Origin of the sequence: Terrisporobacter petrolearius (assembly GCF_020748185.1) — a bacterium.
Lineage (GTDB): Bacteria > Bacillota > Clostridia > Peptostreptococcales > Peptostreptococcaceae > Terrisporobacter > Terrisporobacter petrolearius.
The window spans coordinates 110,304-134,881 of sequence record NZ_JAHZMO010000002.1 but is presented as its reverse complement, the minus strand read 5'-3'; the positions used below and the strand labels follow the sequence as shown (position 1 = coordinate 134,881).

Annotated in this window: 30 protein-coding genes; 23 read left to right on the top strand and 7 right to left on the bottom strand. The window is 28.3% G+C overall.

Annotated features, from left to right (window positions below; genetic code table 11):
* Positions 1-88: 88 nt before the first annotated feature.
* From K0040_RS02035 to hisIE, 14 genes are all read left to right on the top strand, one after another.
* Entirely contained in the window at positions 89-631 is a 543-nt protein-coding gene (locus tag K0040_RS02035; RefSeq protein WP_228107309.1) for an NADH peroxidase, read from the top strand.
* Between the two features lie 131 nt (positions 632-762).
* Positions 763-1,221 carry a hypothetical protein gene (locus K0040_RS02030; RefSeq protein WP_228107308.1) on the top strand — a complete coding sequence of 153 codons (459 nt, stop codon included), beginning with the start codon at positions 763-765 and terminating at the stop codon, positions 1,219-1,221.
* Positions 1,222-1,365: 144 nt separating this feature from the next.
* A complete protein-coding gene (locus K0040_RS02025) occupies positions 1,366-2,322 on the top strand; it encodes a sulfide/dihydroorotate dehydrogenase-like FAD/NAD-binding protein (protein WP_228107307.1) in 957 nt (318 codons plus the stop codon).
* A gap of 15 nt (positions 2,323-2,337) precedes the next feature.
* Positions 2,338-3,618 carry an FAD-dependent oxidoreductase gene (locus K0040_RS02020; protein WP_228107306.1) on the top strand — a complete coding sequence of 427 codons (1,281 nt, stop codon included), beginning with the start codon at positions 2,338-2,340 and terminating at the stop codon, positions 3,616-3,618.
* A 207-nt stretch (positions 3,619-3,825) separates the two neighbouring features.
* Complete coding sequence (locus tag K0040_RS02015; RefSeq protein WP_228107305.1) at positions 3,826-4,851, top strand: Fic family protein; 1,026 nt, start codon at positions 3,826-3,828, stop codon at positions 4,849-4,851.
* Between the two features lie 121 nt (positions 4,852-4,972).
* The gene (locus K0040_RS02010) at positions 4,973-5,623 is read left to right on the top strand and encodes an FMN-dependent NADH-azoreductase (protein ID WP_228107304.1); all 651 of its coding nucleotides are present in this window, start codon (positions 4,973-4,975) and stop codon (positions 5,621-5,623) included.
* Between the two features lie 371 nt (positions 5,624-5,994).
* Positions 5,995-6,939: an ATP phosphoribosyltransferase regulatory subunit gene (locus tag K0040_RS02005; RefSeq protein WP_228107303.1), complete on the top strand. Its 945-nt coding sequence runs from the start codon at positions 5,995-5,997 to the stop codon at positions 6,937-6,939.
* A 12-nt stretch (positions 6,940-6,951) separates the two neighbouring features.
* A complete protein-coding gene (hisG, locus tag K0040_RS02000) occupies positions 6,952-7,587 on the top strand; it encodes an ATP phosphoribosyltransferase (protein ID WP_228107302.1) in 636 nt (211 codons plus the stop codon).
* A 23-nt stretch (positions 7,588-7,610) separates the two neighbouring features.
* On the top strand, positions 7,611-8,636 hold the full coding sequence (gene hisC / locus K0040_RS01995; RefSeq protein WP_228107301.1) for a histidinol-phosphate transaminase: 1,026 nt from the start codon (positions 7,611-7,613) through the stop codon (positions 8,634-8,636).
* Positions 8,637-8,644: 8 nt separating this feature from the next.
* Positions 8,645-9,223 carry an imidazoleglycerol-phosphate dehydratase HisB gene (hisB, locus tag K0040_RS01990; protein WP_228107300.1) on the top strand — a complete coding sequence of 193 codons (579 nt, stop codon included), beginning with the start codon at positions 8,645-8,647 and terminating at the stop codon, positions 9,221-9,223.
* A complete protein-coding gene (hisH, locus tag K0040_RS01985) occupies positions 9,223-9,828 on the top strand; it encodes an imidazole glycerol phosphate synthase subunit HisH (protein WP_228107299.1) in 606 nt (201 codons plus the stop codon). The genes hisB and hisH overlap by 1 nt, the downstream gene beginning before the upstream one ends.
* A complete protein-coding gene (hisA, locus tag K0040_RS01980; RefSeq protein WP_228107298.1) occupies positions 9,825-10,535 on the top strand; it encodes a 1-(5-phosphoribosyl)-5-[(5-phosphoribosylamino)methylideneamino]imidazole-4-carboxamide isomerase in 711 nt (236 codons plus the stop codon). Before hisH ends, hisA begins: the two co-directional genes overlap by 4 nt.
* Positions 10,529-11,287 (top strand): imidazole glycerol phosphate synthase subunit HisF, encoded by a 759-nt coding sequence (gene hisF, locus K0040_RS01975; RefSeq protein ID WP_228107297.1) that lies wholly within the window; start codon positions 10,529-10,531, stop codon positions 11,285-11,287. Before hisA ends, hisF begins: the two co-directional genes overlap by 7 nt.
* A 16-nt stretch (positions 11,288-11,303) precedes the next feature.
* Positions 11,304-11,966, top strand: coding sequence for a bifunctional phosphoribosyl-AMP cyclohydrolase/phosphoribosyl-ATP diphosphatase HisIE (gene hisIE, locus K0040_RS01970; RefSeq protein WP_228107296.1), 663 nt, complete (start codon positions 11,304-11,306; stop codon positions 11,964-11,966).
* A 73-nt stretch (positions 11,967-12,039) separates the two neighbouring features.
* Here the strand turns inward: hisIE and K0040_RS20620 are convergent, their stop codons facing one another.
* Entirely contained in the window at positions 12,040-12,174 is a 135-nt protein-coding gene (locus K0040_RS20620) for a hypothetical protein (RefSeq protein ID WP_018591156.1), read from the bottom strand.
* 252 nt (positions 12,175-12,426) lie between these two features.
* On the opposite strand from K0040_RS20620, the gene K0040_RS01965 reads away from it, so the two are divergent.
* The 3 genes from K0040_RS01965 (at position 12,427) to K0040_RS01955 (ending at position 14,984) form a co-directional block, all read left to right on the top strand.
* On the top strand, positions 12,427-13,323 hold the full coding sequence (locus K0040_RS01965; RefSeq protein ID WP_228107295.1) for a polysaccharide deacetylase family protein: 897 nt from the start codon (positions 12,427-12,429) through the stop codon (positions 13,321-13,323).
* Between the two features lie 13 nt (positions 13,324-13,336).
* Entirely contained in the window at positions 13,337-14,269 is a 933-nt protein-coding gene (locus K0040_RS01960) for a peptidylprolyl isomerase (protein ID WP_316718935.1), read from the top strand.
* Between the two features lie 136 nt (positions 14,270-14,405).
* Positions 14,406-14,984: an HDIG domain-containing metalloprotein gene (locus K0040_RS01955; RefSeq protein ID WP_228107293.1), complete on the top strand. Its 579-nt coding sequence runs from the start codon at positions 14,406-14,408 to the stop codon at positions 14,982-14,984.
* Positions 14,985-15,017: 33 nt separating this feature from the next.
* On the opposite strand, the gene K0040_RS01950 is transcribed toward K0040_RS01955, so the two are convergent.
* A complete protein-coding gene (locus tag K0040_RS01950; RefSeq protein WP_228107292.1) occupies positions 15,018-15,998 on the bottom strand; it encodes a DMT family transporter in 981 nt (326 codons plus the stop codon).
* Positions 15,999-16,177: 179 nt separating this feature from the next.
* Between K0040_RS01950 and K0040_RS01945 the strand changes: the two genes are divergently transcribed.
* The 4 genes from K0040_RS01945 (at position 16,178) to moaA (ending at position 19,109) form a co-directional block, all read left to right on the top strand.
* Positions 16,178-17,518, top strand: a complete 1,341-nt coding sequence (locus K0040_RS01945; RefSeq protein ID WP_228107291.1) for a sodium-dependent transporter — start codon at positions 16,178-16,180, stop codon at positions 17,516-17,518.
* Positions 17,519-17,601: 83 nt separating this feature from the next.
* Positions 17,602-17,919, top strand: a complete 318-nt coding sequence (locus tag K0040_RS01940) for a YbjQ family protein (protein WP_228107290.1) — start codon at positions 17,602-17,604, stop codon at positions 17,917-17,919.
* 18 nt (positions 17,920-17,937) lie between these two features.
* On the top strand, positions 17,938-18,078 hold the full coding sequence (locus K0040_RS01935) for a hypothetical protein (protein WP_175487602.1): 141 nt from the start codon (positions 17,938-17,940) through the stop codon (positions 18,076-18,078).
* Between the two features lie 119 nt (positions 18,079-18,197).
* Positions 18,198-19,109: a GTP 3',8-cyclase MoaA gene (gene moaA / locus K0040_RS01930; protein ID WP_228107289.1), complete on the top strand. Its 912-nt coding sequence runs from the start codon at positions 18,198-18,200 to the stop codon at positions 19,107-19,109.
* Between the two features lie 103 nt (positions 19,110-19,212).
* Here moaA and K0040_RS01925 read toward each other — a convergent pair whose 3' ends face one another.
* Entirely contained in the window at positions 19,213-19,404 is a 192-nt protein-coding gene (locus tag K0040_RS01925; RefSeq protein WP_228107288.1) for a DUF2992 family protein, read from the bottom strand.
* A gap of 89 nt (positions 19,405-19,493) precedes the next feature.
* Entirely contained in the window at positions 19,494-19,685 is a 192-nt protein-coding gene (locus K0040_RS01920) for a hypothetical protein (protein WP_228107287.1), read from the bottom strand.
* Between the two features lie 369 nt (positions 19,686-20,054).
* Between K0040_RS01920 and K0040_RS01915 the strand changes: the two genes are divergently transcribed.
* Entirely contained in the window at positions 20,055-21,662 is a 1,608-nt protein-coding gene (locus K0040_RS01915) for a Na/Pi cotransporter family protein (protein WP_228107286.1), read from the top strand.
* A 44-nt stretch (positions 21,663-21,706) separates the two neighbouring features.
* On the opposite strand, the gene K0040_RS01910 is transcribed toward K0040_RS01915, so the two are convergent.
* Complete coding sequence (locus K0040_RS01910; protein ID WP_228107285.1) at positions 21,707-21,979, bottom strand: hypothetical protein; 273 nt, start codon at positions 21,977-21,979, stop codon at positions 21,707-21,709.
* Between the two features lie 147 nt (positions 21,980-22,126).
* Between K0040_RS01910 and K0040_RS01905 the strand changes: the two genes are divergently transcribed.
* Entirely contained in the window at positions 22,127-22,867 is a 741-nt protein-coding gene (locus tag K0040_RS01905) for a lysophospholipid acyltransferase family protein (RefSeq protein ID WP_228107284.1), read from the top strand.
* Between the two features lie 32 nt (positions 22,868-22,899).
* Here the strand turns inward: K0040_RS01905 and K0040_RS01900 are convergent, their stop codons facing one another.
* Together K0040_RS01900 and K0040_RS01895 are read right to left on the bottom strand one after the other, a co-directional pair.
* Positions 22,900-23,208 carry a DUF1540 domain-containing protein gene (locus K0040_RS01900; RefSeq protein ID WP_228107283.1) on the bottom strand — a complete coding sequence of 103 codons (309 nt, stop codon included), beginning with the start codon at positions 23,206-23,208 and terminating at the stop codon, positions 22,900-22,902.
* 162 nt (positions 23,209-23,370) lie between these two features.
* Positions 23,371-24,573, bottom strand: a complete 1,203-nt coding sequence (locus K0040_RS01895; protein WP_228107282.1) for a sodium/glutamate symporter — start codon at positions 24,571-24,573, stop codon at positions 23,371-23,373.
* Positions 24,574-24,578 lie beyond the last annotated feature (5 nt).

Below are 24,578 nucleotides of genomic sequence, written 5' to 3'. Positions count from 1 at the left end.
CCAAATTTAAGGTATATATGTAGTATAAATTAATAATTAATTAATTAAGCATTTATAATAAATCATAAAATTTGGGAGGGTTTTTAAAATGAAAAAATTTGTATGTACTGTATGTGGATATATATATGAAGGAGAAAAAGCACCAGAAGTGTGTCCTGTTTGTAAAGTAGGATCTGAAAAATTTCAAGAAATGAAAGGCAAAATGAATTGGGCAGATGAGCATAGAATAGGTGTGGCACAAGGCGTTGATGAACAAATAATAGAAGATTTAAGAGCTAACTTCGTTGGGGAATGTACTGAAGTTGGAATGTATTTAGCAATGAGTCGTCAAGCTGATAGAGAAGGTTATCCTGAAATAGGTGAAGCTTACAAAAGAATTGCTTTGGAAGAAGCAGAACATGCTGCAAAATTTGCAGAATTACTTGGAGAAGTAGTTGTTGCTGATACAAAAGAAAACCTAAGAGTTAGAGTTGATGCAGAGTATGGAGCAACTGATGGAAAATTAAAACTAGCTAAGAGAGCCAAAGAACTAGGACTTGATGCTATTCATGATACTGTTCATGAAATGTGTAAAGATGAAGCTAGACATGGTAAAGCATTCTTAGGATTACTACAAAGATATTTTGGATAAAAATTAAATAAATTATATATAAAGCCTCATGCTAAAAATAGTATGAGGTTTTTTAAATAAAAAGATATAGGGATAATTTATGTAATTACACCCATATACTATATTATAGAATTGAAAAGGGGGAATACATATTGTTACAAACGCCACTTGGACCTTTATATGTATATATAAACAATGAACAAGTAAAATACAACATAAGTGAACTACCATTAAAGCCTATAGAAATTTGCAACTATAAAGTTGACGCAAGATATATGATAGAAATTGATAAATCACAAATAAAAAGCGGAGATATACTTACCTTTATCATTGATACAAATATAATATCACAATATGATGGAGGAGATTGTTTAGTTGAAGCCATGTTTGAAAGTGATGATTTGTATTTAGCAATAGGAGGATATGATATTAGCGACCATATAGGACAACAAAATTTTGCTTATTCATTTTCAGTTATAAAAAATGGATTAGAAGCAGAAATTATAGATTTGCAATATATTGATGATTTTAGTGTTGCTATTGCTTGGAGTGATACAAACAAGGAGGATTACTATACGGCAGTGTGGTTTGCAGCAGATCCATATATATAAAATGATAAAAAAGAAGTTTAAAAGAAATATATTTTAAACTTCTTTTTTCTGTCACTGATTTTCCTATAATTAATAAATTAATAATATAGCTTAATAGTGATGAAAGAGTTTAAGAGAAAATATCATTTTAAGGAAGTGGACAAAATGGAAAGACCTAATAATCAATTTTGTGCTGATGCAGGTGGAAAATACTGTCCATGTCATTTAGCTCACAGCGGGGATTGTATAAAATGTTCTTTAATTAGAGGGGAAAAGACTTGTGAGTGTAAGTGGCAAGGAGTTTGTATTTACAATGAACTTATGCACAACAAAATAGTACCAGTAGAAGAAAGAAAAGATTTACTTTGTAAAGTGATTGAAAGCAAAGAAATAGAAAAAAATATTTACTTTTTAAAGATTAAAATACCTAGTTATTTAACTAGAGATTTAAGTGAACCAGGTGCATATGTTTTTTTGAAGGACAAAGATAGAGAAAGTGGATTTTTCAATGCACCAATATCTGTAATGGATGTGGATGAAGAAAATAATATACTAGAAGTAGTAGTAGTTCCAAGAGGAATAAAAACAAAGCCTTTAGTAAATTGTGAAGAAATAATTGTAAAGGCTCCTTATTTTAATGGAATTTTTGGACTAAAAGAAATCAAATCAAATGAATTTAACAAATGTTTGGTAGTTCTAGATGGCTTATCTCAAGTAAATTCCTTAAAAGTTATAAAAAGATTAATTAGAAATAACAATGAAGTGGAAGTATTTATAAATGAAAAAGGCAAAAGACTAGAAATGATGGAGGAAAAAATAGAAAATCTAGGAGCAAATATTCAGTTTTTTAATTTGGAAGACAAAAAAGAAATTCTAATAAATTATATAAAAAGTAACAATATAAGTTTTGTTTACAGTTGTGGATTAATATATTTTAATAAGTCTATTTTACAATTAGTAGATAGCATTGATAATAAGATAAAATTTGCAATTCCAAATAATAATTTAATCTGTTGCGGAGAAGGTATATGCGGTGCGTGTACTATTAGATTAAATAATTGCAGAATAAAGACATGTAAAGCTCAAATGAATGGACGAGAGTTTTTAAGCAATCTTAAATAAATTGGGGGGATATAAATGGCAAAGGTTGTAGTCATAGGTGGTGGCTGGGCTGGATGCGCTGCTGCAATAAGTGCATCAAAAGCCGGTGCACAAGTAGTAATTTTAGAAAAAACAGATTTATTAATAGGTCTTGGTAACGTGGGCGGAATAATGAGAAATAACGGAAGATACACTGCATGTGAAGAGGCAATGTGTTTAGGTGCCAGTGAATTATTTACGTTAACAGATGAAAATTCAAGTCACAAAAATGTGAATTTTCCAGGGCATAATCACGCCACAATATATAATGTTTTAAAAATTGAACCACCAGTTAGAAAACTTATAAAAGATATGGGGATTGAAGTAAGAATAATGAGCAGAGTAGTGGACGTGGACTGTGAAAAAGACATATTAAAAGCAGTTGTATTAGAAGATGGAGAGAGGATAGAAGGCGATAGCTTTGTTGATACAACTGGGTCCTCTGGCCCAATGGGTAATTGTTCTAAGTATGGTAATGGATGTGCTATGTGCGTTCTTAGATGTCCTTCTTTTGGAGGAAGGGTAAGTGTAACAGGAAGATGTGGCGTAAATGATATGATCGGAGAAAGAGTAAATGGTGATTTCGGAGCATTTAGTGGTTCTATGAAATTATTAAAAGAAAGCTTAAGTGAGGATATACAAAAAGAATTAAAGGATAAAGGTTTTGCAGTTATACCACTTCCTAAGGAACTTAGAAACGAAAAGAAACTGGATATTAAAGTTTGTCAGCAATATGCCCTTCATGAATTTGCTGAAAACATTATTTTGTTAGATACTGGTCATGCAAAATTAATGACACCATTTTTTGACTTAGAAAAATTAAGAAGTGTGCCAGGATTTGAAACTGCATGTATAGTTGACCCTTATAGTGGAGGCAAAGGAAATTCTATTAGATATATGGCAGTATCTCCAAGAGATAATTATATGAGAGCAAAAGGAATGAAAAATTTATTTGTCGGAGGAGAAAAATCAGGATTTTATGTAGGTCACACAGAAGCTATTTGTACAGGATCTTTAGCTGGACATAATGCTGTAAGATATTTAACAAATAAAGGCTATTTACAATTACCAAGCAGTTTGTTAATAGGAGACTTTATATCTTATTCTAATGAAAAAATGCATAAGGAAGAAGGAGTAAAAATGAGATTTACCTTTGCAGGAAGTATTTACTTCAACAGAATGAAAGAACTTGGACTTTATACAATAGACAAAGAAGAAATAGAAAAAAGAGTAAAAGATGTAGGTTTATTAGGTGTTTATAATAATAAGTTAATATAATAATGAAAGCCTTACTTGGGTAAAATCCAGTAAGGCTTTTTTCATAATAAAAATGCAGTTGTTAAATTTGTAGCAATAATTAAAATATTCTGTCAATGAAAGGGAAATAATATATATATAATTGTAAATAGTAACAAATTATGGTAAAATCAAATTAATACGACTATTTTGTAGGAAAAGTATATTATTGGGGTTTGGAGTGATATTATGGGATACACTATGGGGACAAAGCTGGCTAATATATCAGTTGATATGAACAATGTAAAAAAATTATGCAAGATAAATGAATACAAAGGAGAGCAAATTGTCTATAAGAAGCAACCTAAAAATGTGGTAGCTTTAATGACAGATGATGCTATTCTTAAATTTGTTTATGACACTTATATTGATAGTTTTCTTGGGGGGCAGGAAAATTTAGTAAAATTAATTCACAATGAAATTACACCACAGTCTAGAGACGAAATTAGTGTTGTAGAATTTAGAGATGTAATTAAGACAATAAACAGTGCTTTTGAAGATATTAAAATAAGCTCTCAAACTATTTTAGAACTTCATGGATATTTACACAGATATTCTTTAACAAGAGGTGGCAGATATAGAAATGAAGCAATAGTCCTTAATGACCTTGGAGAATCAAATGATGATTTTGATAATGTCCAAGATATAGGAAATAAAGTTGAAAGTTTATGTGAAAAATATTACAAGTTTTTAGAAGAAAATAAAATTCAAGATCTTATAATAATTGCTTCTTTTATAATGGATTTTATGTTAATATCTCCATTTAAAGAAGATAACTTAGCAATGTCAAAGATTCTGACTTTACTATTATTAAACAAAAGCGGATATGAGATAGGACGATTTACTAGTTTGGGAAATCTATATAATGATGAAAATTACTCATATTTTAAAACTATATTTTCTAAACAAGGAGATTTAGAAAGACAATCTTACAATATGAACAAATGGCTAGACTATTTCTTGTCATTTATATTAAATGCCTACGAAGATTTGAATGAAGAAATGAACTTAACTGGAAGTAAAAAAGAAACTAAAACTAGAAGAATAGAAAAAGTTATAAATTCTACTTTGGGATATTTTACAAAGGATGATGTAAGAAATCAGTGTCCTGACATTCCAGAACCAACTATTAATCGCGTTTTTAACAACTTGAGAAAAAGCGGAAAAATAGAAGTTGTGGCAAAAGGTAGGAGTGCCAAGTGGAAAAAAAGATAGGCGATGAAGGGGTACACAAAAATGTGTACCCCTTTTTGAGTTAATAATTAGTGGTTAATAGAATAGATTCTAATATTTAACAAATAATATAATATTATCAATTATTTATTTGAGGTGAATTATGAGAAAAACATTATTATATATTAATTGCAATTCAAAACCAGAAGAATTGTCATCAAGTAAAACAGTAGCTAAACTTTTTATACAAAAGTTTATTGAGAAAAATCCCGATTTTGATGTGGAAGAAGTAGATTTGTATAAAGATCATATACCAAGATTAGAATATGAATATTTTGCAGGACGTAGCGCTTTAGTTGAAAATGAAGTTTTAAAACAATTAGATGACCATGCCCAAAAAGAAATAAAAAGAATTAATAATTTATGTGACCAATTTATGAAAGCTAGAGTATACGTTATTTCAGCACCAATGTGGTGTTCATCTTTTCCACCACAACTTAAAGGATATTTTGACTGTGTAATACAAGACAAAAAAACTATTAAATTTGAGAACAAAAAACCAAAGGGAAAATTAAATGATTTTGATAGAAGCTTAGTATATGTTCAATCAAGCGGTGGGAAAATACCTGTGTACACAAAACCCATTTTAAATCGTGGAGTTAGCTACATAAAATATATTTCTAAATTTATGGGAATAAAAAAGACAAAAGAAATATTGGTTGATGGTACTGGAACTACAGAAAAAGAAAGGCTAATTTCCATAGATAAAGCTAGTAACCAAATTGATAAAGTAATTAAATCATTAAAATACTAATTAAAATCAAATATAGATAAGAAAATGGATAGTAAGAAAAAATAGAGAAAATTAAAAAAATTATTGATAATGTATACAAAGTAGATTATCATTATTGTTAATAAATTCTTTGGAGGTAAGTATGATGTATATTATAAATGAAAAACTTAATAGCAAATTAAATACAACATTATATTATCATCATCATAGATCCAAGGGATTGTAATTATGAATTTTTTCATAGATACAAGCCCTGTTTTAAGTACAGTAAATGGGCTTGTATCTATGATGGTATATGAAACTTGTAAACCATATAGGCATAGCCTATATGGTTTTTTTATTAGAAAAAACTTTTTTTAAATAATTAATACTAAGAATTACAAGGAGGAATTATGAAGTATTTAAGCATAGAAAACGAATTAAGTTATTGTAAGAAAAGATATGAACTCACAAAAGAAATAGAATCTATATTTGTAAAAAATAATTATATTCAAATAAAACCAAGTATATTTGAGGATTACGACGATTTTATTGCCATAAATAAAAGAATCCCCACAAAATTCATGGTGAAAATAGTTAGTGACAAAATTTTAGTATTAAGACCTGACATTACAACAAGTATTATAAAAAGCTTAATACCTAGGTGGGAAGATGATTTAGTACTTAAATTATTTTATCACTCTACAGTTTACAAAAACGAAAACAAAGAAGATATAAAGGAAATTAGACAATTTGGCTGTGAGTACTTGGGTGAAAATTCCATAAAAGCAGACTTAGAAATAGTAAATATGTCCTTAGATATACTAAAAAAATTTGGAGAAAAATTTATTTTAGAAATTGGAAATAGTAACTACATTAATGGACTACTTAGTGAGTTAAATCTTAATGAACAGGAAGAAAACAAATTAAAAAGTTTAATACTTAGAAAAAACAAAATTGAAATAAAAGATTGTATTGAAAAATTCAGTGCAAGAAAAGAAATAAAAGAAATTATATATAATCTCTTTAACTTAAATGGAGATATGGAAGATGTAATAGTAAAAGCTAGGAAACTATATATAAATGATTTAATGAAAAAAGGTTTAAAAGAGTTAGAAGAGATAAGTATTTTACTGAAAAATAGTGAATACAAAAAATATACAAATTGTGATTTGTCCATGGTAGGAAAGTTTGATTATTATGAAGGAATAATGATTAAAGGTTATTATGCTAATGTGTACAAAGAGATTTTAAGTGGAGGAAGATATGATTCTCTTACTGGGGAGTTTGGAAGAAGAGTTCCTGCTATTGGGTTTTGTATAGACGTGGATGGACTTATAAAAGCATCAAAAAAATAGGAGTTGATTAAGGTGGATAATATTGTAATAGCAATAGCTAAAGGAAGAATAGAAAAAGATATTTATAAAAGACTGAAGATTCTAAAAATGGAAGAGTGCATAGAAACAGATAGCAGAAAGTTAATTTTCAAAGATGAAGAAAATAAAATAACCTATATTCATGTAAAGCCATCTGATGTAGTAATTTACGTGGAAAAAGGGGTAGCAGATCTTGGAATAGTAGGAAAAGATACTATTTTAGAAAATGAAAATGACAATGAAGTATATGAACTACTTGATTTGGGATTTGGAAGATGTAAGTTTTCTGTGGCAGGAGTAAAAGGTAAAAACAATTATGCAAAAGAAGAAATTTTAAAAGTTGCAACAAAATACCCAACAATTGCAAGAAATTATTTTAAATCTAGGGGACAAAAAATAGAAATTATAAAACTTAATGGATCTGTGGAGCTAGCTCCCATAGTAGGGCTTTCAGATGTTATTGTTGACTTAGTAGAAACGGGTAATACTCTAAAAGCAAATGGTCTAGAAATTGTGGAAGATATGTGCAACATAAGTTCTAGAATAATAGCCAATAGAGTAAGTTATAAATTTAATAAAAATAAGATTGAAGAAATTGTAAATAAATTTGCTTTAACTTTAGATAAATAAAAATATTAAAAGGGGTGTTAGTTATGAAAGAAAAACAAAGTGTAAAGGAGTTACAACCATACGTAGTAAATCCAATAGTGTGTTCAGTAAAATTAGATGCAAATGAAGGAAGTAAAGATTTATTTAAAGATTTAGTTAAACAATTGGGAGAAGAGTTTTATCTAAATGTTTACCCAGATGATTCTTACATTGATTTGAAAAAAGCAATATGTAACTATGTTGGATGCAAAACTTCGAATATATGTGTGGGTAATGGTTCTAGTGAGTTACTAGATTTATGCATAAAAACATTTGTTGATAGAGAAGAATTAATCTTAAGCTTAGACCCAAGTTTCGCCATGTATTCCATATATGCAAAAATATTTGACACTAAGTACATAGGAGCTGAATCTGAAGATGATTTTGTAATAAATACTGATAAAGTTATAGACCTTATAAAAGAAAAAGACCCTAAAGTAACTATAATATGTAATCCAAACAATCCAACAGGAAGTATTATAAAAAAAGATGATGTAATTAGAATAATAAAATCTACAGACAACATTGTCATAGTTGACGAAGCATACATGGAGTTTGGAGAGGAAAGTGTAGTGGAAGAAATTGAAAATTATAAAAATCTTATAGTAGTTAAAACCCTATCTAAAGCATTTTCCATGGCAGGAATTAGAACAGGTTATTTAATAGCTTGTGAGGAGCTTGTAAATACTGTGGAAAAAGTAAGACCACCTTATAACTTAAATTCCATATCAGCTTTTTTAACAACAAAGGCATTAGAGAAAAAAGATAAAATGATAGCTTATGTAAAAGGAATAAAAAAAGAAAGAGAAAAAGTATACAAATCTCTTTTAGATATGAATATAAAAGTATTTCCATCAGGAGCTAACTTTCTTTTCTTTCACAGTGATATAAAAAAGTTAGAAGATAAATTAATAAGAGAAGATGTTTTAATTAGAAAATTTGGTGGCAAATTAGATAATCACTACAGAGTTACTATAGGAAGTGTGGATGAAAACAATGAATTTATTAAAGCTATGAAAAAGTTTGTCTAGGAGGAAATATGAGAAGGGGTTTTGTAGAAAGAAATACTTTGGAAACAAAAGTTAAAGTAAAGATAAATCTTGATGGTAGCGGAAAAGCCGAGATAGACACAGGAATAGAATTTTTAGACCATATGTTAACTCTGTTTACTTTTCATAGTAGTTTCGATTTAATTGTGAAATGTAGGGGGGATTTACAGGTGGATGATCATCATAGTGTTGAAGATTTGGGAATTTGTTTAGGTCAATCCTTTAAAGATGCCCTTGGAGAAAAAATAGGAATTAGAAGATATTCCACTGTATATATACCCATGGATGAATCCTTAGTCTATACAAGTATAGATATAAGCAATAGACCATATTTAGTTTTCAATGTAAATTTCAAAAGTGAAAGAATTGGAAATATGTCTACTCAAATGTTTAAGGAATTTTTTAGGGCTTTTGTAAATGAAAGTAGAATAACTCTTCATATAAACCTTCTTTATGGAGAAAACGACCATCATAAAATTGAGGCAGTATTTAAATCTTTTGCAAGAGCATTAAAAGAAGGAAGTGAAGTTGTATCTGGCGATATTTCTTCTTCGAAAGGAGCTTTATAATGAATATAATAGTTGACTATGGCCTAGGTAATTTAGGTTCGGTTATTAGGGGGTTTGCTAGGGCAGGAATTGAAACTAAAATATCTAGAGAGTTAGATGAAATAAAAAATGCAGACTCTCTTATTCTTCCAGGTGTTGGTGCTTATAGAGATGCCATAAATTCATTAAATGATTTAGAGTTAGTTCAGCCTATTAAAGATTTTGTAAAAAGTGGAAAGTATATGATAGGTATATGTTTAGGTATGCAGCTACTTTATGAAAAAAGTTATGAACATGGAGAGTATGAAGGATTAGGCTTAATTGAAGGAGAAATAAACTTTCTTGATGTTGACTTAAAAGTTCCTCATATGGGTTGGAATAATTTAAAATTTGAAAAAGATGATGAAATACTAAAATATATAAATGAAGATTCTTATGTTTACTTTGTACACTCATATTTTGCAAATTCTTCAAATAAAGAATTAATAGCATTTGCAGAATATGAAAAAAAGATCCCAGGAATAGTTAGAAAAGACAACATATATGGCCTTCAATTTCATCCAGAAAAAAGCGGTGAAGTGGGGGAAAACATATTAAAGGCTTATAAGGAGTTGATTGTTAGATGATAATTTTTCCAGCAATAGACATAAAAGATAATAAATGTGTAAGACTATTGCAAGGTGATTTTAACAAAGTAAATATTTATGGTGATGATCCAAGTGAAATAGCTAAAAAATGGGAAGAAAAAGGAGCTAAGTTTATTCATATTGTCTCTCTAAATGGAGCAATAGGAGAAGGTAATATAAATGACCACAGTATAAAAAAAATACTACAAAGTGTAAATATTCCCATACAAATTGGTGGAGGAGTTAGGGATGAAAAAAGAATAGAAGAACTTTTATCTATGGGTGTTAATAGAGTAATAATTGGCAGCATGGCAGTAAAAAATAAAGAACTATTGAAAGATTTAGTAAAAAAATACAAAGAAAAAATTGTTGTATCTATAGATGCTAAAAACGGAAAAGTTGCCATAGAAGGATGGGAAGAAGTAAGCAGTTTGGACTCAATTGAGCTATGTAAGGAATTAGAAGAAATAGGAGTGAAAACCATAGTTTATACGGACATATCAAAAGATGGAATGATGATTGGTCCAAACTTTCATATTTACGAAAAACTGTTAAAGGAAACAAGTTTAGATATTATAGCGTCTGGCGGAGTTACAACTTTAGAAGATGTGAAAAAATTAAATCTCATGAACTTATATGGAGCTATAATAGGAAAATCTCTTTATGAAAATAAAATAGAACTAAAGGAGGCTTTAAGTTTATGTTAACAAAAAGAATCATACCTTGTCTTGATGTTAGAAATGGAAGAGTAGTTAAGGGGAAAAAATTTAAAGATATAGAAGATGTGGACTCTCCAGAAGTTCTAGGAAAATATTATAGTGATAGTGGTGCAGACGAACTTGTATTTTACGATATAACAGCTTCAAATGAAGAAAGAAAAACTTACCTAGAGTTTGTTTCAAAAGTTGCTGAGAATTTGTCTATACCCTTTTGTGTAGGTGGTGGAGTTTCATCAATAGATGATTTTACTAATATACTTAAAAAAGGAGCAGACAAAGTTTCTGTAAACTCAGCTGCCGTAAGAAACCCAAACCTTATAAAAAAAGCTGCAGAGAAATTTGGCAACCAATGCGTAGTTTTATCCATGGATGTAAAGAAAAATGATGAAGGTTCTTGGAATGTATATGTAAAAGGAGGAAGAGAAAAAACTAATTTAGACGCTGTTGAATGGGCAAAGAAAGGAGTGAATCTGGGAGCTGGAGAAATAGTTGTAAACAGTATTGACGAAGACGGAATGAAAAAAGGTTATGATATAGAATTACTATCAAAAATAACAAATGCTGTAAATGTTCCTGTTATAGCTTCTGGAGGTGCAGGAAAAATGGAAGACTTTTGTAAAGTAATAAATATAGCTAACTGTGATGGCGTACTTGCTGCATCAGTATTTCACTTTGGAGAAATAAAAATTAAAGATTTGAAAGAGTATATGAAAAAAGAGGGGATAGAAGTGAGACCCTAAATTAGGAGATGAAATAATGAGAGACAATTTAATTGAAAAAAATATAAATAAAGAAATTGAACTAGACTTTATAGATACTCTAAAATTTGATGAAAAGTGTTTAATTCCAACAGTTGTTCAAGATGTGGATACTAAAGAAGTATTAATGCTTGCATATATGAACAAAGAATCTATGAAAAAAACCTTAGCTGAGAAAAAAGCCACTTACTTTAGCAGAAGTAGAAAAGAGCTTTGGACAAAGGGAGAAATTTCAGGAAACACTCAGCAGGTTGAAGGATTTTATTATGACTGTGATAAAGATGCCATACTACTACTTGTTAAGCAAAAGGGAGTAGCCTGTCATAGTGGAAATTATTCTTGTTTTTTTAATGAAGTATTTTGTGCTGCAGAAGTTTCAAGTAATGAATTGTTACAAAGGTTGTATGAGTTAATAAAAGATAGAAAAAATAATCCTAAAGAAGGCTCATATACAAATTATTTGTTTGATAAAGGTTTGGATAAAATTCTTAAAAAAGTAGGAGAAGAAAGTGCAGAAGTTATTATTGGTGCAAAAAATGAAAATAAAAATGAAATAATTTATGAAATAAGTGATTTAGTTTATCATATTATAGTATTAATGGTAAATTCAAATGTAACAATTGAAGAGATAAAAAATGAATTAAGGGATAGAGCACATTAAAGTTTAGAAAAAGCAAGCACACAATTTTAAAAATATATGTGTGCTTGCTTTTGTTACTTATGCTTTTTAATTTTTATTTGCAATTAGAGCAATCGTTGCATTCATCGTTAACATTGACTTTGTCTGTCATTTTGTTAGCTTTTTTGTCTTCCATTTTGTTGTTCTTTTTGTCAACCATTTTACTTTTTTCGTTTGATTTTTTAGCCATTTTCAAATCTCCTTTATTAATTAATTTCAATAATATGATGCTCGTTATAAGAAAAAATATTCGCAAAAATAACAAACAAAAAATGGTATTACAAAATAGATGTAACAATTTTGATTCAATTTTTTTATTGACTTCCACCATTATGTTGGCAGACAATAGTATTGACGCTGTAGTATTGTTTGAATTAGAACTTATGAAAAAATGTAGTAATTTGTATTGTGAAAAATGTAAGAAATTTGGGGGATTTTGAAAATGAAAAAAGAAGATTTAACATTTAAAGAAAAGTCAAAAGAGAAAATTTTGAAAACAATAAAACACGTTTTGAATTATATAAAGCACAATAAAAATAAAACAAAAGTTATAGCAGGTGTTGCTATTCTTGTTATATGTGTAGGTGTAGTTTCTATTGTAAAATTAAACGCTAAAGAAGCATTAGCCTGTGCTAAGAGTAGAAATATTATGCTTGAAGGAGAAACAATAACTGATGTGGCACTAAGTGGTTCAAGGGAGATAGAAAAAGGTCCATCAAAAAGTTATGGAAAAGTAGTATATATAACAATTGATGACGGTCCATCAGAATATACAGATGAAATTATTAAAATATTAAATAAAAACAATGTAAAAGCCACATTTTTTATGATTAATTCAAATATGCAAGCTTATCCGCAGCAAGTAAAAAATATAGTTGAAAATGGAAACACAGCAGGATTTCACAGCGTAAGTCATGACATTCACAAATTATATGTATCACCAACAGCAGCAAAAAATGAATTTGATACTAATCAAAAAACATTTAAAGAAATAACAGGAGAAACATCAAAGGTTATCAGACTTCCTTTTGGTAGTAAGCCATATACTCCAAAAAATTCATATAATGCTCTTATGGACTCTGGATACAAGTTATGGGACTGGACACTTGATACAGAAGATTGGAGATCAACTTCTCCACAAATAATTCAATCTGTTATAAAACATACAAATGATACTGATGATGCAGTTTTATTAATGCACGAAAGAAAGCAAACAGTAGCAGTTCTAGATGAAATGATTAATCATTTCAAAAAAGAAGGATTTGAAATATTACCAATAAAGCAAAGTGATGAACAAAGAAACTATTGGAATGGTAAATTATTCAAGTCAGAGAAATAATGGAGGTAAAAAATTGAAAAAAATAACTCTTATGGGATTAACAATTTTAATCTCTATAAATATGGTAGCATGCTCTAACAAAAACTTAGCAAAGGTTAATGATGTGGACATAAGCAAAGACGCATATAAAAAGACAGAAGAATTTTTAGATGCTACAGGATATATAGAAAAAAAAGATGAAAATAGTGATGAAATAAACAATGATGTATTATCATTTATTATAGATAATGAAGTGGCTTATCAAGATGCACAAAAGCAAAACATTAAAATAGAAGATAGTGAAGTAAATGAAAAATTTGACCAACTTAAAGATACATTAAATACAAATCCACTTTATAAAGTAAAATTAGAAGAAGCTGGTGTTACAGAGGACTTTTTAAATGAACAAATTAAAAAAGACTTGGTTGTAGCAAAATATAAGGAAAACTTCTTAAAAGATATAACTATTTCAGACAAGGAAATGGAAGCTTACTACAATAATCACAAAGACCAATTTAATATTGAAGAAGTAAAGGCTAGTCAAATTTTAATATCTACTTTAGATAAAGACAATAAAGAAGTTAGTAAAGAAGAAAAAGAAAAATTAAAAGAAAAGGCACAAAGTGTTTTAGATAAAATAAAAAATAATGAAGACTTTGCTAATTTAGCAAAGGAATACTCTGATGATAAAAATTCAGGAAAAGACGGTGGAGACTTGGGATACTTTGCCAAGAGTGATAAAAATATTGAATTTACTAAAGAAGTATTTAAACTAGATACAAACAAAGTTTCAAATCTAATTGAAACACCTTATGGATATCACATTGTAAAAGTAAGTGATAAAAAGTCTGTTACAAAGTCCTTTGAAGATAGTAAAGATGATATAAAAGCTAAAATATTAAACGAAAAATATACAAAACATATAGACTCATTATATAAAAACGGAAAAATAACAATCACTGAATAAGTGGTTGTTATTTTTATATGATAAATAATGTTTTAAATTTCAAGAAAATTGGAATAATTTATAATATCTTAAGTTAATTGGTATTAATTGGTGATATAATAATATAAGATAATATTAATCATAGGAGGAATAATATATGTATCCAACAAGAGAAGAAGCATGGAATATACTAAAGGAGTATAACGAAGATGAGCATTTGATTAATCATGCTCTTGCAGTGGAAGGTGTTATGAGACATTTTGCTAAACTTTATAATGAAGATCCAGAAAAATGGGGAATAGTAGGACTATTACATGACTTAGATTATGAAAAATATCCTGATGAGCACTGTAAGAAAGTAATAGAAATAATGAGAGAAAAAGATTTAGACGAAGAATTAATACGTTCTGTTGTTAGTCATGGATATGGTCTAGTTTGTGATGTAAAGCCAGAAAACAACATGGAGAAGGTATTATATACAATTGATGAGCTAACAGGTCTTATAAATGCTACAGCCATTATGAGACCATCTAAGAGCGTATTAGATTTAGGGTTGAAATCAGTTAAGAAAAAATTTAAATCTAGTGGCTTTGCTGCAGGTGTAAATAGAGAAGTTATAAAAAATGGATGTGAAATGTTAGATAAACCTTTAGAAGAGGTTATAGAACAAACAATAGAAGGAATGAAATCAGTAGCTAAAGAAATAGGACTTGTAGGACAAGCTGTTAGTTCATAATATAAAAGTATAAGCGATAAGCTTATACTTTTTTTAAGTGAAGTTTTGCTGATTTGAACTTATTTCATCTTCCTCTTCTAATAACCTTTTGTCCAATGACATATTACACATGATTGTAAAAATAGAACCAATAACTATAAATAAAATTCCCACAATCATATTCATAGGAATGAATTCCCCTATAAAAATAAAAGCGAAAATAGGAGAGAGAACCGGTTTAAAGAAAAATACTAAAGATGATGTATTAGCCGAAGTTTCTTCCATGGCCTTAAAATAAGAAGCATATCCAAGACCTGTTACAAAAACATAAATATAAATTACAACTAAAATATTACTTATATTATATCCAGTAAATAAAGGTACATTTGCAAAGTTATCTAGGTTAAATGAAGTTAAAAGAGTTGATATAGAAGAAACATGTCCTATTGATATTAAAATAAGCATTTCAATACTTCCAAAAATGAAGCTAAAGCAAGTTACAACTTCTCCACCAAATTTTTTTGTACTTTTCTTACCTAATACACCATACAAAGCAAATGTAATAGCTGCCAGAATGGTTAAAGTAAGGCCTATAGGTGATAATTTAATTGATAAGGGATTAATGATTATAATAATTCCCATTATTTCTAGAATAAGGGAGAGGATATTATGGGAGTGGATTTCTTCTTTTAAGAACATATAAGCAAATATCATTACGAAAACAGGATTACAGCTGAAAATAACTGCAACAACAGAAGCTTTTGTATAATTTACAGAAAGTTGATAAAAAGTCATGCTGACAACAACGCACATAAATCCTAATAATAGAAATTGTTTTATATCTTCTTTATTAAGGGATTCATTTTTAGATTTAAGTGATTTAATTGCAAAGGGCAGTAATATTAAGCCTCCAATAAAAAATCTTTCAAAAGTTAGCTGTATGGGATTGAAGCTTTGAGAAATGGTTTTTAACATTATTTCCATAGAACTAAATAAAATTGTTGCTATAGCTATGTATAAATATCCCTTTTTCACTTTACACACCTCCAATTATAAGAGTAGTACTTTAATAATCAATATTCAACTATCCATTAAGCTTATATAGTAAATTATAGTTAATATTTACAATTTATGGTAAAATTATTTAAATCATATGATTTAAAATAAAAAAATTCATATAATTATAACAGAAAAAATCAAAGGAGGAGATGATTATGTCTGATAATAATGCAAAAAGTCAAAGAGAAAATAGAGACCTTTTTACCTCAAAAGCAGGATTTATATTAGCATGTATAGGTTCAGCTGTAGGAATGGGAAACATATGGATGTTTCCATACAGAATTGGTCAATTTGGAGGGGCAGCTTTTTTAATACCTTATATTTTATTTATAGTTTTATTAGGATGCACAGGACTTATGGGAGAGTTTGCTTTTGGCAGAATGACACAAAGTGGTCCAATAGGATCATTTAAAAATGCATTAGAAACAAAAGATAAAAAAGGCGGAGGTTTATTTGGAATTATACCAGTACTGGGTGCTTTTGGTATAGCTGTTGGATATGCTGTTGTAGTAGGGTGGTTTATAAAGTTCTTAGTAGGAAGTATTTCTGGAGAAGCCCTAAATGCTATAGATTCAGGTGCATATTTTGGAGCTATAGCAGGACCTTTTGGTAGTGTAATGTGGCACTTTTTAGCCTTGTTAATTACAGCGTTAATTTTACTACTTGGTGTTTCAAATGGCATTGAAAAAGTAAATAAAATTATGATGCCAACATTTTATATTTTATTTTTATTACTTTTAGTAAGAGTTTTAATGTTAGATGGAGCAAAGGATGGAATAAATTATTTATTTGTTCCAAAGTGGGAGTATTTATCTCAACCAAAAACTTGGATTTATGCCCTAGGTCAAGCATTTTTCTCATTATCCATAGCAGGGTCTGGAATGATAGTATATGGAAGTTATTTAAAAAGAGATATAGACATACCAAATGCAGCAAAGAATACAGTTGTATTTGATACCTTAGCAGCTTTAACTGCAGGGCTTGTAATTATTCCAGCAGTATTTGCATTTAATTTGGATCCAACTGCAGGACCACCATTACTTTTTATAACACTGCCATCAGTATTTAAACTAATGCCTTTTGGAAGAATATTTGCCATAGTATTTTTTATATCAGTATTATTTGCATCTATAACATCATTAATGAATTTATTAGAAGTACCAATAGAAGCTATACAAAGTAATTTGAAATTAAGTAGAAAATTATCTGTGATACTTGTTTGCTTCTTGGCATTTATATTTGGATTATTTGTGGAAAGTGGAGATGTGCTAGGAAAGTGGATGGATTTTGTATCAATTTATATAATACCTCTTGGAGCATTTATAGCAGCAATAATGTTTTTCTGGGTAGTTGGTATTGATAAGGCAAAATCAGAAATTGAAACTGGTTCTAAAAAATTACTTGGATCTTGGTTTAATCCTATGGCCAAATATGTATATGTATTTTTAACATTAATAGTATTAATAGCAGGAATACTACTTGGAGGCATAGGATAATATAATTATCTAACAATATTGTAATGCAATAAATTATCAACATTTGTTACAATTAAAGTAAAAAGAGCTTTAGGAGGGTATATATGATAATAACTACAATTAATAATGTACCAGGAAAAGAAATAAAAGAAGTTTATGGATTTGTATCAGCAAGTACAGTTAGAACAAAAAATATAGGTAAAGATATAGGTGCTAGTTTTAAAACTTTAGTTGGTGGGGAAATAAAAGCTTATCAAGAAATGATGGAAGAGGCTAGAAAAATTGCCGTAGGAAGAATGGTAGAAAAAGCTGAGGATATGGGGGCAAATGCTATTATAGGTATGAAAATAGGTACTTCAGCAATTATGGCTGGTGCTAGTGAAGTAATTGCTTATGGTACAGCAGTTTTAATAGAGGAGTAATTTTTAGGGAGCATATTTATGGATATGATTATCTTTAGTATATTTATATTATTTTATGGAGTAATAATAATTGGTTCCATAATTCTACTTATTATGAAAATTATTGAGAGACAAAAAGAGAAAAAAGAAGAAAATTTAGATAAATACGATAAATATTAAGACTTATAGCATAAAAATTTATATTTTTATGCTATTTTTCATGAAAATATTTGAATTAATTGACTTTAAGTAATATTATATAATTAAAGAGGAAAATTATAAGCAAAGAGGGTAACTAAATGAAAGACAGCTATTCAAGAGAAATAAACTATCTTAGAATTTCTCTTACAGATAAATGTGATTTAAGGTGCGTTTACTGTAAAGAGGAAGACGAAACAGTTGAAGATGAATATGTTAATAATATACTAAGTTTTGATGATTATAAGTTTATAATAAAAAACTTTAAAGAACTTGGTGTCAACAAAATAAAGTTTATAGGAGGAGAGCCTCTCTTATATCCTTATTTAAAGGATTTAATTTATTTTGCTAAACATGAGTGTAATATAGAAGATATTTCTATTACAACAAACGGTCAACATTTCAGTGAAAAAGCATTGGAATTGAAAAATAGCGGTCTTGATAGGGTAAATTTAAGTATTGATTCTCTAAAAGAATATAAATATAATGCAGTAACTAGGGGTGGAAGTTTAACACAAGTGTTAAATGCTTTAAATACATGTATAAGACTTAAATTGCCAGTTAAAATTAATTGTGTACTTATAGATGAATTTAATACAGACGAAGTATATGATTTTATTAGACTGACAAAATACAATAATGTGGATGTTAGGTTTGTAGAACTTACACCATGGGGTAGCAGTAAAAGACTTTATGATTTAAGTTATGTTAATACAAAAGAATTAATGGAAAGCCTTGAAGATATTAATATATCAGGATTTGAGGAAGATCATAATGTTAAATATTATAAGATGGAAAAGTCAAAAGGGAGAGTAGGAATTATTTCACCAATTAGTGATTGTTTTTGTGAGAGGTGCAATAAAATGATTATTACTAATGATGGATTTGTAAGGCTTTGCCTTTATGCAGATGAAGAAATTGATTTGAGAGATTTTTTACATAAACCAATAATGTTTAAAGAGGTAATAAAAGACCTACTTAAAGAAAAACCAAGAAATCATACATTAGTTTAATATGTACTAGGAGATGCAAATATTGCAATGAAAAACTCAATATAAAAATAGCTAGATTATTATATCATAAAACATAAGCCTAGCTATTTTTCCATACATTTATTTATTCATAAGATACGGTGAAATTAAGTTTGTTCCAATTTTTCAAATAATAATTATAAACTTGATGAATTAATGGTTCATAGTCAAAAAATACTTTACTTGTTTCAATTTTTTCTTCTGAAATGCGTTTGTATTCTCCTACCCAATAAGGCTCTTGAAAGTAAACAGTCAAATCTGCACATACTTCCTTCATTCACATACCTCCTAAAGTTTATCAATTGATTTATATATAATTATTCATTATATGATTTGACTATGACAAAAGGAAAAAAATTTAGAAAACTATATGAACTTACAGCATACAATATGTTCTTCATCTTTATCATTATTATTAATTACTACTAAATACTCTTTATAATGGGCATTATGTGGTTTCAAAAATTCACAAGACTTAACTAAATCATGATCTTCTAAATATAATAACTCATTATCTTTTAAAAACTTTCTATTTATTAGCGCCATTATTTCTTCCACAAAATCACCTCCTAAAATATAAATACCCAATATTTTACTAATCTAATAAATTAAGATTAAACTTTATTAAATAAATTAGTAGGAATATGGAAGGGAAAATAGTAGCAAAATAATATAATAATTTCATTTCAACTGTAAAAAATAACAATGTGTTTTAAAAATTAATATATAATTTAACATTTTCTTAACAATTATTTAACCTATCCTTAACCAAATTAGTCGAAAAATATATTATTATTTCATAGGAACTTAAATATTTATTAAATATTTGCTAAATGGCAAAGATAATTGTTAAATATGTATGGCAAGATAAAATTGTACATAAAAGCAGATAATAATCACTAGGTATAACTTAAGGAGGAAATTATTTTGGAAATAGCAATAAGTCTATTAGGAGGCTTAGGTTTATTCTTATACGGAATGAACTTAATGGCAGATGGTCTACAAAAAGCAGCAGGAGAAAAACTAAAAAAAATAGTTGAAAAGTTAACTAGCAACGTAGTTATGGGTGTTCTAGTAGGAACAGTAGTAACAGGAATTATACAAAGTTCATCAGCGTCAACAGTTATGGTTGTTGGTTTTGTTAATGCTGGTATTATGAGTTTAAGCCAAGCAATAGGTGTAATAATGGGGGCAAATATAGGAACAACTGTTACAGCTCAATTAGTATCATTTAACTTAGAAGCAATAGCACCAATTGCCCTTGGAATAGGTATAATACTATATTTATTTAGTAAAAAACAAAAAACTAAAGAATTAGCAACTATACTTTTAGGATTTGGTATTTTATTTACAGGTATGGAATTTATGAAAGATGCTGTCAAACCTTTAGCTGAATACCAAGGTTTCAGAGATGCATTTATTTATTTTGGTAAACATCCAGTACTAGGAATTCTTGCAGGATTTGCAATAACAGGAATTATACAAAGTTCTTCCGCATCTATGGGTATGCTTATAGCTTTAGCATCACAAGGTTTAATACCACTTAGTGCAGCACTTCCAATACTTTATGGTGATAATATAGGAACTTGTGTTACTTCATTACTATCAAGTATAGGAGCCTCTAGAAATGCCAAACGTGCAGCAACAATGCATTTAACATTTAACGTAATAGGAACAATAATATTTATGCTAATATTAGGTAAACCAATAAGTATGGTTGTTCAGTACTTAGATCCAAATGATGCAGCTAGACAAATAGCAAATGCACATACAATATTCAACGTAGTAAATGTATTAATTTTATTACCATTTGCAAAATATATAGTAAAAATAGTACTAAAACTTATGCCAATAACAGAAGAAGAAAGTGAAGCATCTGTTAAAACTAAATACTTAGATGAAAGAATTCTTCAAACTCCATCTATAGCTCTTGGAAACACAGTAAAAGAAGTTTTAAGAATGGGTGAAAAAGCAAATTATGCATTAGAATCTTCTATGGATTCTTTATTAAATAAATCAATAGAATCTGTTAATAAAACAGAAAAACATGAAGAAACTGTAAATACATTACAAAAAGAAATATTAAACTATTTATTAAAACTTTCTAAGTCATCTTTAAATGATGATGAAAGAAATAAAGTTGACTTATTATTTAATACAGTTAATGATATTGAAAGAGTATCTGATCATGCTGAAAATATATCTGAATTATCTAAAATAGCTATAGATAAAGACTTAGAATTCTCTAAAAGTGCTATTGAAGAAATGACTAACATATACAATAAAGCGCAAAGAAACTTCAAGTCTTCATTAAGTTGCTTAGCAGATAATAATAAAAAAGATTTAGCTGAAATATATAAAGTAGAAGACGAAGTAGATGCTCTTAATAAGCTTTATAAGAAAACTCATATGGAAAGATTAAATGAAGGAAAATGTACAATTGATTCTGGAGTACTATTCTTAGATTTATTAACAAATTTAGAAAGAGTATCAGATCATGCATGTAATATAGCTAATCAAGTTGAAGCAAACTAAAAAAGTTGTCTCTTAGAGACAACTTTTTTAATTAGGATATTAATTTATTGAATTTTAATTTTTACTAAATCACCATTATATCTTTCTAAATTAAGAATTTCTCCTGTTAGATTGTAATTAAAAGAGTCTAAAAGAGATTTTATCATCTTCTGTGTATCAACTATTTCTTCTTCAAATATAAAAAAATTCAAAGCATTGTTTTTTATTAGTTTTTTTACAAACTCTACAGGTAGATTTAGTTTAACTTTATCACCTGTATGAGAGTTTATATTTATGATAACTAATCTATCATTATAGTTTTTTATGGTAGATGCCATATTTATCCTCCTTTACATAGAAAAGCTTTATCTATTTATTAATTTATATTCATAGACTTACTGACTTTATAACAAAATATAAATACTTAAAAAATAAATCAAAGTGTGCTAGAATTAATTGTTAACATTTTTTAAGGGGTGGAGTTAGTGTTTAATTATATTAAGTTTGCATTATATCAATTTTTGGGATTCATATTATCTATACCAGAGCTAATAAAAATAAAGTACAATGAAAAAAAATACAGTAGTATTGAAAAATTTAGATTTGTAAAAAATCATGCAAAAAGATCTCTTAATTTAGTTAAAATAAAGATAAAAATTACAGGTAAAGAAAAAGTACCTAAAGAAGAGGTCTTATTTGTATCAAATCATGCCAGTATGTTAGATAGTTATATTTTGGTATCTAGCATAGAAAAACCAGTAGGTGTTTTAATTGCTGACGTGCCTACGTGGAGACATATACCAATTGTTAGTCATTGGCTAAACATAATAAAGTGTGTTTTTATAAATAGAGAAAATAATAGAGAAGGTATGAAAAGTATAATTAAAGCTTCAGAAAATATAAAGAACGGTCAAAGCATGGCTGTTTTTCCTGAAGGAGATTTGACTTGGGTAAAAGACCCTAATGCTTTAGTTTCTGATTTTAAAGCTGGATCTCTAAAAATAGCATATAAGGCTAAATGCCCTATAGTTCCCATGGTAATAAAAAACTCTAGAAGTACTTATGAAGGCTATGAGCCAGTGGGTAAAATTCATTCGGGAAGTGTAGAAGTTGAGTACTTAGACCCTATATATGATCATATTGAAAATCCAAGAATTAAAACAGTAGTATTGGCAGAAATAATAAAAGAAAAAATGATTGCAGCCATGGAAAAGAAGATAAATTAAAAAAAGAGAGGGTAACCTCTCTTTTTTATATACTAATGCTTAAGTCTAAATGTATCACAAACCGCATTTTTCATATTAACAAGAACATGATTTGCATTACAAGCACCTTGAATATTATATGTACAGTTTTTGGCGCTACAAGAAATGTTTTGAGTATTAGTTAATGTACTATCACTCACACTACTTGTAAAATTAGCTTCTGCTTTACTTATGAAACTTTCACAGTAAGTTTCTGGAGTAACAGTAGCCTCAAAGCCTTCTATTTTTATATGTGAAGCATAACAATAACCAGATTTATTATAAGCACAATTTGAAACAAGGCAATTTAAATTGCTATTCATAATGTACCTCCTTCATAATATTTACTTTACTATTATTATTATGATATTTTTTATAAATTTAATACAAATATGATAATTTAAGGTATCTTATAATTAAAAATAAAGTTAATTAGTAAAAGAATTAACTAAATAGTATGATAAGATCTCTTGTGGAAATTTTGTTTATGTAAGAATATTAATAAAAAATAGAATACATGGGATACTGAAAATATCTAGCAAAAAAGCTGCAACTAAGGGGACTACTAAATAGGCACTTTGACTATGCCCATATTTATTTGTTATTGAACCCATATTAGCCAAAGCATTAGGAGTCGCCCCAAGGCCATGACCTAACATACCGCTTATCATTACAGCAGCGTCATAATCTTTACCCAGTGCCCTAAATGCAATTGTAGTAGTAAATATAACAATAAATAATACTTGGCAAATTACTATAAAAACTATAGGTCCAAATAAACTAGACAAAGTGAAAAAGTCAATACTCATAAGAGCCATAGTCAAAAACATACCAAGGGATAATTCTTGTAAAAAATTTAGTAGTTTAAAATCCATTGTCATTATTTTAACCTTATCGTTAAAATTTCTAAATAGTACTGCAATAAAGATGCAACCGACAATACTAGGTACAACTATATGAAAATATAAATTAATAATATTTGCTAAAGCACTACCAATACTCATAGAAACTAAAACAATTAAAATTTGTTCAAAGAATAAAGTGTCATTAATGTCTAATATAGAAGAGTTACTGCTTATTACAGAAGATTTATTTTTTTTATGTATATTGGCAGACTTTAAATGATGCTTTTCAATTAAAATCTTGGCAACAGGACCTCCAATTATTCCACCCATAATTAAACCTAAAGTAGCAGAAGCAAATCCTACGCTACAAGCATTAGTTATACCTAAAGATTCTAGCGTCCTTCCAAAAGCCAAAGAATAACCATGTCCACCTTCCATAGATATATTGCCGCACATTAAAGCTAAAAGAGGATTAATATTTAAAAGTTTTGATGAAACAAAAGTTATTATATTTTGAGAAAATCCTAAAAGTGCACATAGAAACCAGTAAATAATTAAAACTTTTCCCCCTTTTTTTAACAACTTAAAACTCACATTTAATCCTACTATTGTGAAGAAAAATGACATAAAATATGGCATAAGTAGAGTATTCATAGATAAATTTACTATTTTAAAATATTCTAAAATAAAAACAAATAATGAAAATGTGAGACCACCTACAACAGGAGGGGGAATACATAATCTATTAAGGATGTAGATTTTATTAGTAAGAAAATTCCCAAACAAATATAAGACAATGGATAATATTAAAGTACTTACTATATTTAAATCCAGGTTATACATCTTTT